Source organism: Streptomyces sp. NPDC049597 (genome assembly GCF_040675505.1).
Taxonomy (GTDB): Bacteria; Actinomycetota; Actinomycetes; order Streptomycetales; family Streptomycetaceae; genus Streptomyces.
In genome coordinates, this window is record NZ_JBFAOY010000017.1 from 71,193 (window position 1) to 88,534 (window position 17,342).

General features: G+C 73.0%; 15 protein-coding genes. 6 read left to right on the forward strand and 9 right to left on the reverse strand.

The features are described 5' to 3' along the window. Window positions 1-85 precede the first annotated feature (85 nt). The 3 genes from AB0K02_RS20410 to AB0K02_RS20420 form a co-directional block, all read right to left on the reverse strand. Complete coding sequence (locus AB0K02_RS20410) at window positions 86-1,735, reverse strand: phospho-sugar mutase (RefSeq protein ID WP_365993863.1); 1,650 nt, start codon at window positions 1,733-1,735, stop codon at window positions 86-88. Window positions 1,736-2,472: 737 nt separating this feature from the next. After that, entirely contained in the window at window positions 2,473-3,303 is an 831-nt protein-coding gene (locus tag AB0K02_RS20415; RefSeq protein ID WP_365993864.1) for a purine-nucleoside phosphorylase, read from the reverse strand. A gap of 156 nt (window positions 3,304-3,459) precedes the next feature. Beyond that, window positions 3,460-3,897, reverse strand: coding sequence for a gamma-glutamylcyclotransferase (locus AB0K02_RS20420; RefSeq protein WP_356885787.1), 438 nt, complete (start codon window positions 3,895-3,897; stop codon window positions 3,460-3,462). Window positions 3,898-4,136: 239 nt separating this feature from the next. Between AB0K02_RS20420 and AB0K02_RS20425 the strand changes: the two genes are divergently transcribed. Together AB0K02_RS20425 and AB0K02_RS20430 are read left to right on the forward strand one after the other, a co-directional pair. Then, window positions 4,137-5,576, forward strand: a complete 1,440-nt coding sequence (locus AB0K02_RS20425) for an NAD(P)H-quinone dehydrogenase (protein ID WP_365993865.1) — start codon at window positions 4,137-4,139, stop codon at window positions 5,574-5,576. Window positions 5,577-5,741: 165 nt separating this feature from the next. After that, window positions 5,742-6,668 carry a DeoR/GlpR family DNA-binding transcription regulator gene (locus AB0K02_RS20430; protein ID WP_365993866.1) on the forward strand — a complete coding sequence of 309 codons (927 nt, stop codon included), beginning with the start codon at window positions 5,742-5,744 and terminating at the stop codon, window positions 6,666-6,668. Between the two features lie 153 nt (window positions 6,669-6,821). On the opposite strand, the gene AB0K02_RS20435 is transcribed toward AB0K02_RS20430, so the two are convergent. Continuing rightward, entirely contained in the window at window positions 6,822-7,466 is a 645-nt protein-coding gene (locus AB0K02_RS20435; RefSeq protein ID WP_365993867.1) for a helix-turn-helix domain-containing protein, read from the reverse strand. A 142-nt stretch (window positions 7,467-7,608) separates the two neighbouring features. Beyond that, window positions 7,609-9,360 (reverse strand): biotin carboxylase N-terminal domain-containing protein, encoded by a 1,752-nt coding sequence (locus AB0K02_RS20440; RefSeq protein WP_365993868.1) that lies wholly within the window; start codon window positions 9,358-9,360, stop codon window positions 7,609-7,611. Window positions 9,361-9,714: 354 nt separating this feature from the next. Here AB0K02_RS20440 and AB0K02_RS20445 point away from each other — a divergent pair, with 354 nt between their 5' ends. Then, complete coding sequence (locus tag AB0K02_RS20445; RefSeq protein ID WP_365993869.1) at window positions 9,715-10,149, forward strand: hypothetical protein; 435 nt, start codon at window positions 9,715-9,717, stop codon at window positions 10,147-10,149. 3 nt (window positions 10,150-10,152) lie between these two features. On the opposite strand, the gene AB0K02_RS20450 is transcribed toward AB0K02_RS20445, so the two are convergent. From AB0K02_RS20450 to AB0K02_RS20465, 4 genes are all read right to left on the reverse strand, one after another. Continuing rightward, window positions 10,153-10,761, reverse strand: a complete 609-nt coding sequence (locus AB0K02_RS20450; RefSeq protein ID WP_365993870.1) for a nucleoside triphosphate pyrophosphatase — start codon at window positions 10,759-10,761, stop codon at window positions 10,153-10,155. A gap of 127 nt (window positions 10,762-10,888) precedes the next feature. Next, window positions 10,889-11,017, reverse strand: coding sequence for a hypothetical protein (locus tag AB0K02_RS20455; protein WP_365993871.1), 129 nt, complete (start codon window positions 11,015-11,017; stop codon window positions 10,889-10,891). A gap of 209 nt (window positions 11,018-11,226) precedes the next feature. Beyond that, the gene (locus tag AB0K02_RS20460) at window positions 11,227-11,436 is read right to left on the reverse strand and encodes an acyl-CoA carboxylase epsilon subunit (protein ID WP_365993872.1); all 210 of its coding nucleotides are present in this window, start codon (window positions 11,434-11,436) and stop codon (window positions 11,227-11,229) included. Between the two features lie 12 nt (window positions 11,437-11,448). After that, a complete protein-coding gene (locus tag AB0K02_RS20465) occupies window positions 11,449-13,041 on the reverse strand; it encodes an acyl-CoA carboxylase subunit beta (protein WP_365993873.1) in 1,593 nt (530 codons plus the stop codon). A gap of 136 nt (window positions 13,042-13,177) precedes the next feature. Between AB0K02_RS20465 and AB0K02_RS20470 the strand changes: the two genes are divergently transcribed. From AB0K02_RS20470 to AB0K02_RS20480, 3 genes are all read left to right on the forward strand, one after another. After that, window positions 13,178-14,050, forward strand: coding sequence for a biotin--[acetyl-CoA-carboxylase] ligase (locus AB0K02_RS20470; RefSeq protein WP_365993874.1), 873 nt, complete (start codon window positions 13,178-13,180; stop codon window positions 14,048-14,050). Between the two features lie 164 nt (window positions 14,051-14,214). After that, the gene (locus AB0K02_RS20475; RefSeq protein WP_365993875.1) at window positions 14,215-15,375 is read left to right on the forward strand and encodes an adenylate/guanylate cyclase domain-containing protein; all 1,161 of its coding nucleotides are present in this window, start codon (window positions 14,215-14,217) and stop codon (window positions 15,373-15,375) included. Window positions 15,376-16,501: 1,126 nt separating this feature from the next. Continuing rightward, window positions 16,502-17,302: an enoyl-CoA hydratase-related protein gene (locus AB0K02_RS20480; RefSeq protein WP_365993877.1), complete on the forward strand. Its 801-nt coding sequence runs from the start codon at window positions 16,502-16,504 to the stop codon at window positions 17,300-17,302. Window positions 17,303-17,342 lie beyond the last annotated feature (40 nt).

Below are 17,342 nucleotides of genomic sequence, written 5' to 3' on the forward strand. Positions count from 1 at the left end.
CTGACGGGCAGGCGCCGGTGCCCTGCGTTCGCAGGCCACCGGCTCCGAGGCCCGAAGCGCGGTCGCTGCGGCCGGCGGGCGGTCCTCAGATGCCGGCCGCGGCCGAGAGGTCCCGCTTGACGTCCGCGAGCACACCGGCCGCCCGCTCGCGTGCCGTGGCCAGCTCGCTCGCGTCGGCGACCGGCACCACGACCTCCAGGTAGCACTTGAGCTTGGGCTCGGTGCCGCTCGGCCGGACGATCACGCGGGCGGTGAACTCCCCGTCCAGGTAGTAGCGCAGCCCGTCCGTCGGCGGCAGCTTCTCGGAGCCCCGCGTCAGGTCCTCGGCGCTCGTGACCCGCAGTCCCGCGAGCATCACCGGCGGCCGCTCGCGCAGCGCGCGCATGGCGTCGGCGATCACCCCGAGGTCCTCGACCCGCACCGAGAGCTGGTCGGTGGCGTGCAGGCCGTGCTCGACGGCCAGGTCGTCGAGCAGGTCGGAGAGCGTACGGCCCTGCTCCTTGAGCTCCGAGACCAGCTCGGCGACGAGCAGCGCGGCGGTGATGCCGTCCTTGTCGCGCACGCCGCCGGGGTCGACGCAGTAGCCGAGCGCCTCCTCGTAGCCGTAGCGCAGCCCCTCGACCCGCGCGATCCACTTGAAGCCCGTCAGCGTCTCCTCGTGCCCGAGGCCCGCCGCCCGGGCGATGCGGCCCAGCAGGGACGAGGACACGATCGACTCGGCGAAGACGCCGGTGGCGCCCTTGTGGACGAGGTGCTCGGCGAGCAGCGCGCCGACCTCGTCGCCGCGCAGCATGCGCCACCCAGCCTCGGCGGAGTCGTCCGGGACGGCGACCGCGCAGCGGTCCGCGTCCGGGTCGTTGGCGATGACGACGTCCGGCCGGACGCGGCGGGCGCTCTCGAACGCGAGGTCCATCGCCCCCGGTTCCTCCGGGTTGGGGAACGCGACGGTCGGGAACGCGGGGTCGGGCTCCGCCTGCGCCTCCACCAGCGCGGGTGCGGGGAAGCCGGCCCGCGCGAAGGCGCTGAGCACGACGTCCTTGCCGACACCGTGCAGGGCCGTGTAGACGATGCGGGCGGTACGCGGCGAGCCGTCCGTCAGGACGGCGTCCGTACGCTCCAGGTACGCCTCCAGGACCTCGTCGCCCAGGGCCTCCCAGCCCTCCTCGGCACGCGGCACGTCGTCGATGCCGGCGATCGCGCCGATCTCGGCGGCGATCTCCGCGTCGGCGGGGGGCACGATCTGGGAGCCGTCGCCGAGGTAGACCTTGTAGCCGTTGTCGCGGGGCGGGTTGTGGCTCGCCGTGACCTCGACGCCCGCGACGGCGCCCAGCTTCCTTATGGCGAAGGCGAGTACGGGAGTGGGCAGCGGCCGCGGCAGCACCGCGGCGCGCAGGCCGGCGGCGACCATGACGGCGGCGGTGTCGCGCGCGAAGTCGGCCGACTTGTAGCGGGCGTCGTAGCCGATGACGACGAGTCCGTCGCCCTGCCCCTTGGCTTTGAGGTACGCGGCGAGCCCGGCGGCCGCCCGGATGACGACGACGCGGTTCATCCGCATCGGTCCGGCGCCCAGCTCCCCGCGCAGTCCGGCGGTCCCGAACTGCAGCGTCCCGCCGAACCGGTCGCCCAACTCGGCCAGGTCACCCGCCTCGATGAGCTTGCCGAGCTCGTCCCGGGTCTCGCTGTCCGGGTCCTCCGCGAGCCACGCCCGGGCCCGCGCGATGAGGTCCTGCTGCACGGTAGGTCCGCCTCTCGTGTGTGCGTACGTCGAGTGTGCGCGCCGTGCCCCGGCGCGCGGTGCTTTTCCGCCCCTGCGGCGCTGCCTGTCGGGGCGCCTCGGTCGCGGGCGGGGCCGTGGGTGCTCCACCCTTGTCGGGGCTCCGCCCCGGACCCGCGCCTCGAACGCCGGCGGGGGCTGGGTGTGCCGGCCCCGGGTTCGGCAGGTGCCGGGAGGGCCCGGGGGAGCCGGCTGTGCGGCGCCCTTGTCGGCATCCGGCGGGGCGCAGTCCCAGCCCGTCCGGGGGTACTGTCCCGCCTCCCGGCCTGCCCCCCGGCCGCCAGGCCGGGAGTCCGAGGGCGAAGCGCGGGCCCGGGGTCCGGAAGCCTCGGGGGTGGAACTCCGGAGTCGTCCACCGGGCGCACCGCCGCAGGCCGGTGGTGCCGGCCCTGACCGGCCCCTGTCAGCGACGGACGCCCAGGGCCGGGCACGCCCCCCGAGTTCGCGCCCGTGAGGACGCAAAGCCCCAGAAGCCCGCGTGGCCCGGGCGAACCGGGGCCCGCGTCCTCCAGGACGCGCAGCACACGGTCCTGGGGGTCAGCCCCGGGGTCCGCGCCCGTGAGGGCGTACGGCACCCGGGTCCGGCGCGGGAGACCCGGGACCCGCGAGCCCGGGTCCGGTGCCCGTCAGGCGGTGCGGAGCGCCCGCCTGGCGCGGAGGCCACCGGTCCGATGCAGCGCCCCGGGAAGCCGGACGGGTCACAGGCGGGCGAGCACCCGCGTCAGCAGCTCACCCATCCGCGCCGCCGAGTCGCGTCCCGCCTGCAGGACCTCCTCGTGGTTCAGCGGCTCGCCCGTCAGGCCGGCGGCCAGGTTCGTGACCAGGGAGATGCCGAGCACCTCCGCGCCCGCCTCGCGTGCAGCGATCGCCTCGAGGACCGTGGACATGCCGACCAGGTCGCCGCCCAGCACGCGCACCATGTTGATCTCGGCCGGCGTCTCGTAGTGCGGGCCGGGGAACTGGACGTACACGCCCTCCTCCAGCGTCTCGTCCACCTCCTTGCACAGCGCCCGCAGCCGCGGCGAGTACAGGTCCGTCAGGTCCACGAAGTTCGCCCCGATGATCGGCGAGGTGGCCGTCAGGTTGATGTGGTCGCTGATCAGCACCGGCTGGCCGGGGCGCATGCCCTCGCGCAGACCGCCGCAGCCGTTGGTCAGCACGACGGTCTTGCAGCCGGCGGCGACGGCGGTGCGCACGCCGTGCGAGACGGCGGCGACGCCGCGGCCCTCGTAGAAGTGCGTACGGCCCAGGAAGACCAGCGCGCGCTTGTCGCCGATGCGGTAGGAGCGGATCTTGCCGCCGTGACCCTCGACCGCCGGCGGGGGAAAGCCGGGCAGTTCGGTGACGGGGAACTCGGCCTCGGGCGCGCCGAGCGCGTCGACCGCGGGGGCCCAGCCGGAGCCCATCACCAGTGCGACGTCATGGGTCTCGGTGCCGGTCAGCTCGCGCAGCCGCGCGGCGGCGGCGTCGGCCGCGGCATGGGGGTCGGCGAGAGCGCCGACGAGGTCCGGATTCACAGATGCGTTCACGCCGATGAGGGTAACCCGACAATCCCTACGCGCGTAGATGACGCAGCACACGGTCTTCGGATCGTTGCCTTGTCGTTTCCGACGAAGAGGCGCGGCGTCACGTGCCGGACACGGATGTGTGCCCTCGGCGACCGCCCTGAACCCGCGGGCGCCGCGTCAGCAGGGGCGCTTGCGCAGCTCCATGACGTAGTCGTGGGGCGCGCCCGCGGACTCGGCCGCGTCGGCGATCTCGCCGAGGTAGCGGGCGGACGGCAGACCGCCCTCGTACGCGTTCAGCACGTACACCCAGGCCGGCTCCTCGCCGTCCAGCGTGTGCACCCGCACCCGCATGCGCCGGTAGATGTCGAGGCCGACACCCTCCCAGCGGTCCATCGAGTCCTCGTCCATCGGCGCGATGTCGTACAGCGCGACGAAGACCTGGGAGCGCGGCGCCTCCACGATCGTGGCCAGCGCTCCCTCCCAGCCCATCTGCTCGCCGCCGAAGGTCAGCCGCCAGCCGTTCAGCCAGCCGGTGCCGCGCAGCGGCGAGTGCGGTGCGCGGCGGGTCATCAGCCGCGCGTCGAGGTTGCCGGCGTACGCGGCGTAGAGCGACATGGGATCGAGGGTACGGGAGCGCAGGGAGAGACGGCCGACGCGTCCGGGCCCTCGCGACGGCCGGAGGTCCCCGAGTGAGCGGCAAGTGCCGTGGTCGCGGGCGTATCCCGGCCCCGGGGCGAGAACCGGCACGCGGTGCGGGACAATGAAGTACGTACTGCATTCCCCCGGGGGCACCCCCGGACCCCCGGCAGAGCGGGCAGGCGGGCCGGGCTCGACAATGCGAGGCGGACTTTTTCGTGACCCGGATCGTGATCATCGGTGGCGGACCCGGCGGCTATGAGGCGGCGCTCGTCGCCGCCCAGCTCGGTGCGGAGGTGACCGTCGTCGACTGCGACGGTCTGGGCGGGGCGTCGGTGCTGACCGACTGCGTGCCCTCGAAGACCCTGATCGCCACCGCCGAGGTCATGACGACCTTCGACTCCTCCTACGAGGAGCTCGGCATCATCGTGGCCGACGACACCCCGCACATCGAGCAGGCCGCCCGCGTCGTCGGCGTCGACCTCGGCAAGGTCAACCGGCGTGTCAAGCGCCTCGCGCTCGCCCAGTCGCACGACATCACCGCCTCCGTCACCCGTGCCGGCGCCCGTGTCATGCGCGGCCGCGGCCGCCTCGACGGGCAGCAGGCGATGGACGGGTCCCGCAAGGTGGTCGTGCGCGCCGCCGACGGCAGCGAGGAGACGCTCACCGCTGACGCCGTCCTGATCGCGACCGGCGGTCACCCGCGCGAGATCCCCGACGCGCTGCCCGACGGCGAGCGCATCCTGAACTGGACGCAGGTCTACGACCTGAACGAGCTCCCCGAGGAGCTCATCGTGGTCGGCTCCGGTGTCACGGGCGCCGAGTTCGCCGGCGCCTACCAGGCGCTCGGCTCGCGCGTCACCCTCGTCTCCTCCCGCGACCGCGTCCTGCCGGGCGAGGACCCGGACGCCGCCGCGGTCCTGGAGGAGGTCTTCCGCCGCCGGGGCATGAACGTGATGGCCCGCTCCCGTGCCGAGTCCGCCAAGCGGGTCGGCGACCGCGTCGAGGTCACGCTCTCCGACGGCAGGGTCATCTCCGGCACGCACTGCCTGATGGCCGTCGGCGCCATCCCGAACACGGCGGGCATGGGCCTGGAGGAGGCCGGTGTGCGGCTGAAGGAGTCGGGCCACATCTGGACCGACAAGGTCTCGCGCACCTCCGCTCCCGGTGTCTACGCGGCCGGGGACGTCACCGGCGTCTTCGCGCTCGCCTCGGTCGCGGCGATGCAGGGCCGTATCGCCATGTACCACTTCCTCGGCGACGCGGTCGCCCCGCTGAACCTCAAGACCGTCTCGTCGAACGTGTTCACCGACCCCGAGATCGCCACCGTCGGCTACACGCAGGCGGACATCGACGCGGGCAAGATCGACGCCCGCGTCGTCAAGCTGCCGCTGCTGCGCAACCCGCGGGCCAAGATGCAGGGCATCAGGGACGGCTTCGTCAAGATCTTCTGCCGTCCGGGCACCGGCATCGTGGTCGGCGGTGTGGTCGTCTCCCCCCGCGCCTCGGAACTGATCCACCCCATCTCGATCGCCGTCGACAACAACCTGACGGTGGAGCAGATCGCAAACGCGTTCACCGTGTACCCGTCTCTGTCGGGCTCGATCGCGGAGGTCGCACGCCAGCTGCACACCCGGAAGGCCACCGCCGAGAGCTGACGGAGCCCCCTGAGGGGCGAAACCGGGTGAAGTGCGGGCACTCCACGCGGTGAGCGATCAACTGAGAGGCCGCATATACCACTTGGCGGCCTCTCAAATGCGCATTTTCTGCTATCCGGCGCATAGAGCTGAAAACTGACGGGCGGTGGGGTTACTGTCAGTTTCGTGTTCGCTGCAGAACGTCGTCAGTTGATCCTCGAAATGGTGCGCGCCAACGGAGCCGTGTCGCTCCGGGAGCTCGCCCGCGTCGTCCAGACCTCCGAAGTGACCGTACGGCGGGACGTGCGGGCACTGGAGGCAGAAGGACTCCTCGACCGCCGGCACGGCGGTGCGGTACTGCCGGGCGGCTTCACCCGCGAGTCCGGCTTCCCGCAGAAATCCCTGTCCGCGACCGCCGAGAAGACGGCCATCGCGGACCTCGCCGCCGGACTCGTCGAAGAGGGCGAGGCCATTGTCGTCGGGGCCGGGACGACGACGCAGGAGCTGGCCCGCCGGCTCGCCCGCGTCCCGGGCCTGACCGTGGTCACCAACTCCCTGCTGGTGGCACAGGCACTGGCGCACGCCAACCGGGTCGAGGTCGTCATGACCGGCGGCACGCTGCGCGGCTCCAACTACGCCCTGGTGGGCAGCGGGGCCGAGCAGTCGCTCCAGGGGCTGAGGGTCTCGCGGGCCTTCCTCTCCGGGAGCGGGCTCACGGCCGAGCGGGGCCTGTCCACCTCCAACATGCTCTCGGCGAGCGTGGACCGGGCGCTGGTGCAGGCGGCCGCGGAGGTCGTCGTGCTGGCGGACCACACCAAACTCGGCACCGACACGATGTTCCAGACGGTGCCGACGGACGTGATCACCCGCCTGGTGACGGACGAGCCCCCGCCCCACGACGACCGGGCCGCGACGGAGCTGCAGGCGCTGGCGGACCAGGGCGTGCAGATCGCCGTGGCGGGCGCGGCAGCGGTGGCGGGCCCTGCCCGCCACGAGGTCCCCCTCCCCGGCCAGCGCCGTACCCGCGCCCAACTGCGCAGCGGCAACGGCTCCTTGACCCCCGAGCAGCTGCAGGACCGGGCGCCGCGGGTCGCGGACCTCCGCCGCCGCTGAGCTCACCGCACGGCGTCGCCCCCAGCGCGGTGCCGTGCGCCGCGACCGACTCCCGGGATGCGGCCCAGGCCCGGGGTCCCGAGTTCCGTCCGGCGGGCCACACGCCGGCGGACTACCGGTTCGTGCGGCGAGGCCGGGACGCGGGCCGGGCGCTCAGGAGCCTGTCGGCGCGCCGCCCGGCCGGTCAGCGGGCCGGTCCGCCTTCAGGCCGCGCAGCGTCAGCGTCAGCAGCCGGTCGGCCAAGCGGGCGTCGCCGGGGCTCTCTTCGGCCGCCAGTGCGATCGCGTTCGTCAGCTGCATCAGATCGCCGATCGAGACGTCCGTCCGCACCGCGCCGCTCTCCTGCGCCCGCGCCAGCAGCCGTTCGCCCGCCGCGCGCAGGGGGACACTGCACGACGCCAGCGCCGAACCCTTGTCGGCGGACGCCGACATGAGCGCGCGGGCCAGCCCCCGGTACTCACCCGCATGGGTGATGAGGGCGCGCAGCCACTCCACGAGCGCCGCGCAGGGCTGCTCGGCGCCGGCCAGTTCCCGGGAGCGCTCCAGCAGGTCCGCCAGGGCCTCCTGGAAGACCGCGCTCATCATCGCGTGGCGGTTGGGGAAGTGCCGGTACAGGGTGCCGATGCCCACGCCCGAGCGGCGGGCGATCTCCTCCAGTGACGCGTCGGTGCCGTGCTCGGCGAAGACGGCGCGCGCCTCGGTGAGCAGACGTTCGTAGTTGCGGCGGGCATCGGCCCGCATGGGCCGCGGTGCGGGCATGCCCGTGCCCGCCGCCGTGCGGTCCGTACTCGTCGCCATCGCTCCTCGTCCTTCCGGAGTCCGCCCCCGGTTCCAGGATGCCATTGCCGGATCGGCGCCCGGTCGTGATGTGGACACGAACATGGGGCCTGCCCGGTCCGCTCGGGCGGACGGGGCAGGCCCCACAAGCCGACGTGCTGGGTCAGTCCTTGATCTCGCAGATCGTCGCGCCCGAGGTCAGCGAGGCGCCGACCTCCGCCGCGAGGCCCTTGATCGTGCCGGAGCGGTGCGCGTTCAGCGGCTGCTCCATCTTCATCGCCTCGAGGACGACGATGAGATCGCCCTCCGTGACCTGCTGCCCCTCCTCGACCGCGACCTTGACGATCGTGCCCTGCATCGGGGAGGTGAGGGTGTCACCGGAGGCGGCGGACGTGGACTTCTTCGCCGCGCGGCGCTTCGGCTTCGCGCCGGCCGCGAGGCCGGTGCGCGCCAGCGTCATGCCCAGTGAGGAGGGCAGCGAGACCTCCAGGCGCTTGCCGCCGACCTCGACCACGATCGTCTCGCGGCCGGCCTCGTCCTCCTCGGCCTCCGCGGGAACCGCGAACGGCTTGATCTCGTTGACGAACTCGGTCTCGATCCAGCGGGTGTGGACCCGGAAGGGGTCCGCGGTGAACGCCGGGTCGGCCACGACCGCGCGGTGGAACGGAATGGCGGTCGCCATGCCCTCCACCTCGAACTCCGCGAGCGCACGCGCCGCGCGCTGCAGCGCCTGCTCACGGGTGGCGCCGGTGACGATCAGCTTGGCGAGCAGGGAGTCCCACGCCGGGCCGATGACCGAGCCGGACTCGACACCCGCGTCGAGGCGGACGCCGGGGCCGGTCGGCGGGCGGAAGGTGGTGACGGTGCCGGGCGCGGGCAGGAAGTTGCGGCCCGGGTCCTCGCCGTTGATGCGGAACTCGAAGGAGTGGCCGCGCACGGCCGGGTCGTCGTAGCCCAGCTTCTCGCCGTCGGCGATACGGAACATCTCGCGCACCAGGTCGATGCCGGTGACCTCTTCGGTGACCGGGTGCTCGACCTGCAGGCGGGTGTTGACCTCCAGGAAGGAGATCGTGCCGTCGACGCCGACCAGGAACTCGACGGTGCCGGCGCCGACGTAGCCGGCCTCCTTGAGGATGGCCTTCGACGCGCGGTACAGCTCGGCGTTCTGGGCCTCCGTCAGGAAGGGGGCCGGGGCCTCCTCGACCAACTTCTGGTGGCGGCGCTGGAGCGAGCAGTCACGGGTGGAGACGACCACGACGTTGCCGTGCTTGTCGGCCAGGCACTGGGTCTCGACGTGACGCGGCTTGTCGAGGTAGCGCTCGACGAAGCACTCGCCGCGGCCGAAGGCGGCGACGGCCTCGCGGACGGCGGAGTCGTAGAGCTCCGGCACCTCTTCGAGGGTGCGGGCGACCTTCAGGCCGCGGCCGCCGCCGCCGAAGGCGGCCTTGATGGCGATCGGCAGACCGTGCTCCTGCGCGAACGCGACGACCTCGTCCGCCCCGGAGACCGGGTCGGGCGTGCCCGCGACGAGCGGGGCGCCGGCGCGCTGGGCGATGTGGCGGGCGGCGACCTTGTCGCCGAGGTCGCGGATGGCCTGCGGCGGCGGGCCGATCCAGGTCAGGCCCGCGTCGATGACGGCCTGGGCGAACTCCGCGTTCTCGGACAGGAAGCCGTAGCCCGGGTGGACGGCGTCCGCTCCGGAATCGGCGGCGGCCTGGAGCACCTTGGCCATGTCCAGATAACTGGCGGCCGGGGTGTCACCGCCCAGGGCGAACGCTTCGTCGGCTGCGCGGACGTGCAGAGCGTCCCGGTCCGGATCGGCGTAGACGGCTACGGATCCGATCCCGGCGTCCCGGCAGGCACGGGCAACGCGGACAGCGATTTCGCCACGGTTGGCGATGAGCACCTTGCGCACGATGGCTCCCTCCTTGAAACAAGCTGAGTTTAGGGACTGCCGACACGGCCTTTCGACCCGTCCCCAATGGTGAGCTTGCCCACACGGAGCGTGATTCGAGGCTCGCTGACACGCGAAATCCCTTGTCGCACCACGGTACGACGGGTTCCTCCCTCGCACAGTAGCCCTCTGGTGTGGCCAAGGTCTCTGTTCAGGGGCCCAGCGGCCGAATGGGTTTCTTTGTGGAGTCCCTACGAATGGCCCAATGATTCTTTGCCTTGTGACAGAGAGTGTCACACCTCTTGTCCCTGCGTTTACCGGTCAGTAGCCTCGCGCTGTCGTACGTACGTCCGGTAACTGAGGGTTGGGGGCGCCGTGGTGCGCAGACCGGTGGCCGTCGTGGCTGCGATCGTCCTGTGGGTGGAGGCCGTCGGCATCGTCGTGCTCAACGGGATCATGGCCCGGTTCGTCGAGGCGCAGAGCATGTCGCTGGACGGCCTCGACCCGGACGTGATGGTGGCAGGCACGTGGGGGATGGGCATCGGCTCGGGACTGTTCCTCGCGCTGTGCGGCGTCCTGTTGCTGGTGACGGGCATACGCGACCGCTCGCCGGGCCGCTTCGCCCGCATCGTGCTGATCGGCTGCGCGGTGCTGCACGGGGTGCTGGGCGCGCTCACGGTGGGCCTGGTCGGGTGGCCGGCGTTCGCGTACATGATGGGCGTGCTCGGCCTGGTGGTGCTGTCACTGATCGCGTACGGCACGGAGGACCCCGGACACGAGGCGGTCTCGTCCGAGGCCGCGCCCGCGTGACGGTCAGACCCAGAGGTCGGTGATCGAGAAGTCCAGCTCGGCGAGGAGCCTGCGCAGCAGCGGCAGGGACAGGCCGATGACGTTGCCGTGGTCGCCCTCGATGGACTCGACGAAGGGGGCGGAGAGCCCGTCGAGCGTGAACGCGCCCGCGACGTGCAGGGGTTCGCCGCTGGCCACGTAGGCGGCGATCTCGTCGTCCGTCGGCTCGCCGAACCGCACGGTCGTGGAGGCGGTCGCTGACGCCTGCCTGCCGGTCGCCGTGTCGATGAGGCAGTGCCCGGTCCGCAGCACGCCGGCCCGGCCGCGCATCGCCTTCCACCGGGCGAGGGCGTCCTCGGCGTCGGCGGGCTTGCCGAGTGCCTGGCCGTCCAGCTCCAGCACGGAGTCGCATCCGATGAGCAGCGCGCCGGCCGCCTCGGGCCGCGCCGCGACGGCGGCGGCCTTGGCCTCGGCGAGCACGAGCGCGAGCTCGGCGGGGGTGGCGGCGGTGAGGGCGTCCTCGTCGACGCCGCTGACGATGACGTGCGGATCGAGTCCGGCCTGCTTGAGCAGGTTGAGCCGCGCGGGGGAGGCGGACGCGAGCACGAGACGCGGGCGGGCGGGGGAGGTCATGCGCCCATGGTAGGCGCGCCGCGCCGGGCCCCACCGCGGGGTCCTCCCGCTCCGCCGGGAGCGCCGGCGGCCCGCACCGCCGACCCGTCTGCGCGGCTCCGGGCCGGGTCCGCGCCCGGGGGAGATGTCAACGGAGGCCCACCACGAACATGCCCACCACCATCGCCAGCGCGAGCAGCACCCCCGCGCGGCGCAGCATCGCCTGCATGTCGCGCAGTTCCTTCGGAGGCTCGTTCTTCGGGTCGGACCACAGCATGCCTTCGATCCTGCGTCCGGGAGCCGCCTCGCGCCTGAGTACGCGTACTCAACCGACGGAGCCCCTGCGGCACGCGGTCCGCGTCCGGGGTGGCCGGCGCCTCCTCCCCGGCTCACGCCATGGCTTCGGCGGCGGTCCTGTGAACAGGGACGGAACGGGGAAGGGACCGGGCCCCCGCGACGCGAGCCCGGCCCCTTCCGCTCAGGGCCTCAGAGCGGCCAGTAGCTGCGCGCCCACGACCGCGGCCCCGGCTGCGGCCTGCGGGTGCGCGCGATCCGCGCCGGGTCCGACCAGCCCTCGGTCACCTGCTCCGACGTCCCGGCCGCGGCCTGCGCGGTGGCCGCGGCCCGGGCCTGCACCACCGCCAGTGCGGCGGCGAGCTCCTCCGGGGTGGGATTGCCTCGTACGACCTTGATCATCTCGATGGCCTCCTAGAGGGGGATGTTGCCGTGCTTCTTCGGCGGCAGGCTCTCCCGCTTGGTGCGCAGCTGGCGCAGCCCCTTCACGATCTGCGCCCGCGTCTCCGACGGCATGATCACCGCGTCGATGTAGCCGCGCTCGGCCGCCGTGTACGGGTTGAGCAGGGTGTCCTCGTACTCCTGGATCAGCCGGGCCCGGGTGGCCTCCTGCTCCTGCTCGCCCTCGACGGCCGCGATGGTGCGGCGGTGCAGGATGTTCACCGCGCCCTGCGCGCCCATCACCGCGATCTGCGAGGTGGGCCACGCCAGGTTGAGGTCGGCGCCCAGGTGCTTGGAGCCCATGACGTCGTACGCGCCGCCGAACGCCTTGCGCGTGATGACGGTGATGAGCGGGACGGTCGCCTCGGCGTACGCGTAGATCAGCTTCGCGCCGCGCCGGATGATGCCGCCGTACTCCTGGTCCACGCCCGGCAGGAAGCCCGGCACGTCCACGAAGGTCAGCACCGGCACGTTGAAAGCGTCGCAGGTGCGCACGAAACGGGCCGCCTTCTCCGAGGCGTTGATGTCCAGGCAGCCGGCGAACTGCATCGGCTGGTTGGCCACGATGCCGACGGGGAAGCCCTCCACCCGCCCGAAGCCGGTGACGATGTTCGGCGCGAACAGCGCCTGCGTCTCCAGGAACTCGCCCTCGTCCAGCACGTGCTCGATCACGGTGCGGATGTCGTACGGCTGGTTCGCCGAGTCCGGGATGAGGGTGTCCAGTTCACGGTCCTCGTCGCTGACCGCCGTGTCGGACGTCTCCGGGAACGCCGGGGGCTCGGAGAGGTTGTTGGACGGCAGGTACGACAGCAGCTGCTTGACGTACTCGATCGCGTCCTTCTCGTCGCCCGACATGTGGTGCGCCACACCGGACGTGGTGTTGTGGGTGCGCGCGCCGCCGAGTTCCTCGAAGCCGACGTCCTCGCCGGTGACGGTCTTGATCACGTCGGGGCCGGTGATGAACATGTGCGACGTCTGGTCCACCATCACCGTGAAGTCGGTGATCGCGGGGGAGTAGACGGCGCCGCCCGCGCACGGGCCCACGACCAGCGAGATCTGCGGGATGACGCCCGAGGCGTGGGTGTTGCGGCGGAAGATCTCGCCGTACATGCCGAGCGCGCTGACGCCTTCCTGGATGCGCGCGCCGCCCGAGTCGTTGATGCCGATGACCGGGCAGCCGGTCTTCAGCGCGAAGTCCATCACCTTGATGATCTTCTGGCCGAAGACCTCGCCGAGGGCGCCGCCGAAGACGGTGAAGTCCTGCGAGAAGACGGCCACGGGACGGCCGTCGACCGTGCCGTAACCGGTGACGACGCCGTCACCGTACGGGCGGGTCTTCTCCAGGCCGAAGTTGGTCGAACGATGGCGCGCGAACTCGTCCAGCTCCACGAACGAGTCCTCGTCCAGCAGCAGATCGATCCGCTCGCGGGCGGTCAACTTGCCCTTCGCATGCTGCTTTTCCACGGCGCGTGCGGAGCCGGCGTGCGTCGCCTCGTCGATACGGCGCTGGAGATCCGCGATCTTTCCCGCGGTGGTGTGGATGTCGATCTGTTCCGGCTCGGACATCGGGATGCGGCTCCCTGGCTGATCACGGGGACGGTAAACGGAAGTCGATTGAGGTGTTCCGTTGCTACTGACTCGTAGCGTATCGGCGCGGATACCGTTCGGCAGTGCGGCGTTTACCACACCTAACCTGGCTTGCATGACGCCAGACAATGCGCCTGACGGCGCGCCCGCAAGCCGCTGGTCCGACCTCGACCGTCCCCCTCTGAACGTCCCCGCGCTGCGCCGGGGTCTGCTGGTCCCCGGCTCGCTGTGGACCTCGCTCGACGTGGTCGCGGCCACCGGCTCGACCAACTCCGACCTCGCGGCGCGGGCCGCGTCCCTGCCGGAGGGCGCGGTGCTCGTCGCCGAGGAGCAGACGGCGGGCCGCGGGCGCCTGGACCGCACCTGGAGCGCGCCTGCGCGCTCAGGCCTGTTCTTCTCCGTGCTCCTGCGGCCCGGCGGCAGCGTGCCCGCCGAGAGCTGGGGCTGGCTCCCGCTGCTCGCCGGAGTCGCCGCCGCGACCGGCCTCGCCCGGTCCGCGGGCACCGACATGTCCCTCAAATGGCCCAACGACCTGCTGGTCACCGTCGACGGCGAGGAGCGCAAGGCCGGGGGCATCCTCGCCGAGCGCGCCGGGGACGACGCGGTCGTCCTCGGCATGGGCATCAACGTGACCCTGCGCGCCGACGAACTGCCCGTCCCCACCGCGGGCTCCCTCGCGCTCGCCAACGCCGTGTCGACCGACCGCGACCCCCTGCTGAGGGCGGTGCTGCGCTCGCTGGAGCACTGGTACGGGGAGTGGCGCGCGGCCGGCGGCGACCCGGCCGCGTCGGGGGTCCAGGAGGCGTACGCGGCGGGCTGCGCGACCCTCGGCCGCACGGTGCGCGCGGACCTGCCCGGCGGGCGCTCCGTCACCGGCGAGGCCGTGGCCGTGGACGGGCAGGGCCGGGTGGTGCTGGTGGCGGCCGGGGACGGCGAGCGGATCGCGGTGAGCGCGGGCGACATCGTGCATCTGCGGCCGGCGGACTGAAGCGGCCCCGCCGTGCCCCGCGCGGGCTCGGCGGCCGCCCCGCGGGGCGGCCGCGAATCGGGTCCGTCGTCGGGACGTGAGCTGGGGCACACCTGCCGTATCGTTGAGGCGATCGAGCGACAGATCGGCAGGGCAGTGCGCAGGGAACGGGCAGGAGGCGGGTGGTGACCGTCGACGACACCACTTCCGGCGCGGGCGATCGGGGCCCCGGCTCCGGTGCGGGCTCCGGCTCCGGGTCGGTGCATCCGACACCGCACCACGAGGTCGACCACACGGCGGAGCCGACCGACGACCCGCTGGCGATCCGCCTGGAACAGCTCATCCTCGGCGCCGAGCGGCGCTACACCGCCTTCCAGGCCGCCCGGACCGCGGGCGTCTCCATGGAGCTGGCCTCCCGCTTCTGGCGGGCGATGGGCTTCGCCGACATCGGCCAGGCCAAGGCGCTCACCGAGGCCGACGTGCTCGCGCTGCGGCGGCTCGCCGGTCTGGTCGAGGCCGGCCTGCTGAGCGAGCCGATGGCCGTGCAGGTGGCCCGGTCCACCGGGCAGACCACCGCCCGACTGGCCGAATGGCAGATCGACTCCTTCCTGGAGGGGCTGACGGAGCCGCCCGAGCCCGGCATGACCCGCACGGAGGTCACGTATCCGCTCGTCGAGCTGCTCCTGCCCGAGCTGGAGGAGTTCCTCGTCTACGTCTGGCGGCGCCAGCTCGCCGCGGCGACCGGCCGGGTCGTGCAGGCCGCCGACGACGAGGAGATGGTCGACCGCCGTCTCGCCGTCGGCTTCGCGGACCTCGTCGGCTTCACCCGGCTGACGCGCCGGCTGGAGGAGGAGGAACTGGGCGAGCTCGTCGAGTCCTTCGAGACGACCTGCGCGGACCTGGTCGCGGCCCACGGCGGCCGCCTCATCAAGACCCTCGGCGACGAGGTCCTGTACGCGGCGGACGAGGCCCGCACGGCGGCGGAGATCGCGCTTCGGCTGATCGACGCGATGACCCAGGACGAGACGATGCCGGCACTGCGGGTGGGCATCGCGTTCGGGACGGTCACGACGCGGATGGGCGACGTGTTCGGTACGACGGTGAACCTGGCGAGCCGGCTGACGTCGATAGCGCCGAAGGACGCGGTACTGGTGGACGGCGCGTTCGCGGAGGAGCTGATCAGGACGGGTGACGCGCCGAGGTCGGAGGCGGAGGCGGCCGCGGCGGAGAAGGAGAGCGACGAGCCGCTGCCCTACCGCTACGGCCTCCAGCCGATGTGGCAGCGCCCGGTGCGTGGCCTGGGCGTGGTGGAGCCGTGGCTGCTCTCGCGGCGCCCCACCGCGTGAGGGTCGCCCCCACCCCGCCCCTCCCCGAAACTCTGACGAGGCCCGCCGACGCCCCGGCGTCCGGCGCTTCGGCTGCGCACGCGGGCCGTGCGCTTGCTCGACGCACCCGCTTCTGCAGCGCCTGCTCTCCGAGCCCGACGGCCCGGGCTCCTGCTGCGCCCGCTTCGCGGCGCATGGGCCGCGTTCGGTGCGACCGCCTTACGGCGGTGTTCTTCCGGGGTTCGGCTCGAGCGCCTGCTCCGCGGCGCGGGCGGCTCGCCGGGCTCGGCGGCCCCTTGTTGCCGGGCAGGCTTCGCGGCTTGGGCCGCGTGGTTCCAGGGTGCGCCCGTGTGGCACCTGGGTTCGGTCGCCTCCTCGCGGGGGTGTCTGCAGGGTTCCGGTCGTGCACCCGCCTCGGGGCGCGGGCGGCTCGCCGGGCTCAGAGGCCCCGTTTTTGCCGGGCAGGCTTCGCGGCGTGGGCCGCGTGACTCCAGATGCGCCTGTGCGGCGCCTGGGTTCGGTCACCCCCTCGCGGGGTGTTTTCGGTTGAGCGCCCGCCTCGCGGCGCGGGCTGCCCCCCGGCCCCGCTCTTACTGCGCCCGGCTCCTCGGTGTCTGGGCGACTCCGGCCAAGCAGCTGTTTCCCGGTACGGCCTGCTCCCATGTGCGGCGGGCTGAGCTCGGTTGAACACGCTAGGCGCGCGGCCAGCGCGGCTGTGGACGTGTGCGACCGCCTTACGGCGGTGTTCCCAGCGTTCGAGCCGAGCGCCTGCTTCGCCGCGCGGGCAGCTCGCCGGGCTCGGCGGCCCCTTGTTGCTGGGCAGGCTTCGCGGCGTGGGCCACGTGACTCAGATGCGCCCGCGCCTGGGTTCGGTCGCCTCCTCGCGGGGGTGTCTGCGGGTTCCGGTCGGGCACCCGCCTCGCGGCGCGGACGACGCGCCCCCCGCGGCCGCAGCTGCGGGAGTCCGGTCGGGCACCCGCCCGTGGTGCCGGCTGCCCTCCGGGCCTGGCGGGCGCGGGCGCCGTGGCGTCGGACGTGGCCCGGGGCCTCTCCGGGCGCGGTGAAGAACCCGCTCGGTGCCGGGCCCGGACCCGTAGGGCGCTAGGCTGCGCGGAGTGAACCAGCGTTAACCGGGAGGGTGGCTGTCATGTCGGAGTCCGAGCAGCGCTTCGGGGAGTTCGTCGTCGTCCGCAGGCACGAGCAGGGGCACGTCGCCGAGCTCGTGCTCGACCGGCCCAAGGCCATGAACGCCGTGTCCACCGACATGGCCCGTTCCATCGGCGCCGCCTGCGACGCGCTCGCCGGCGACCGGGAGGTGCGCGTCACCGTGCTGACCTCCAGCAACGACCGCGCCTTCTGCGTCGGCGCCGACCTCAAGGAGCGCAACTCCTTCTCCGACGCCGACCTCGTGCGCCAGCGCCCCACCGCCCGCGGGGCGTACACCGGCGTGCTGGAGCTGCCCATGCCCACCGTCGCCGCCGTGCACGGCTTCGCCCTCGGCGGCGGGTTCGAGCTCGCGCTCTCCTGCGACGTGATCGTCGCCGACGACACCGCCGTGGTCGGCCTGCCCGAGGTCTCCGTCGGCGTGATCCCCGGCGGCGGCGGGACCCAGCTGCTGCCCCGCCGGGTCGGGGCGGCGCGGGCCGCCGAGCTGGTGTTCACCGCACGGCGCGTGGAGGCGGCCGAGGCGCGGGAGTTGGGGCTCGTCGACATGCTCGCGGCGGACGCCCGCACGGAGGCCCTCGCGCTCGCCGCCCGGATCGCCGTCAACTCACCCGTGGGCCTGCGCAACGCCAAGAAGGCCATGCGGCTCGGGCAGGGACTCGACCTGCGCGCAGGGCTCGAGGTCGAGGACGCGGCCTGGCGGGCGACGGCCTTCTCCGGCGACCGCGCCGAGGGGGTCGCCGCGTTCAACGAGAAGCGGAAGCCCGCCTGGCCCGGCGAGTGACCCGCGTCAAGGGATCAAATCGGCCGAAACCTCCCTAAGC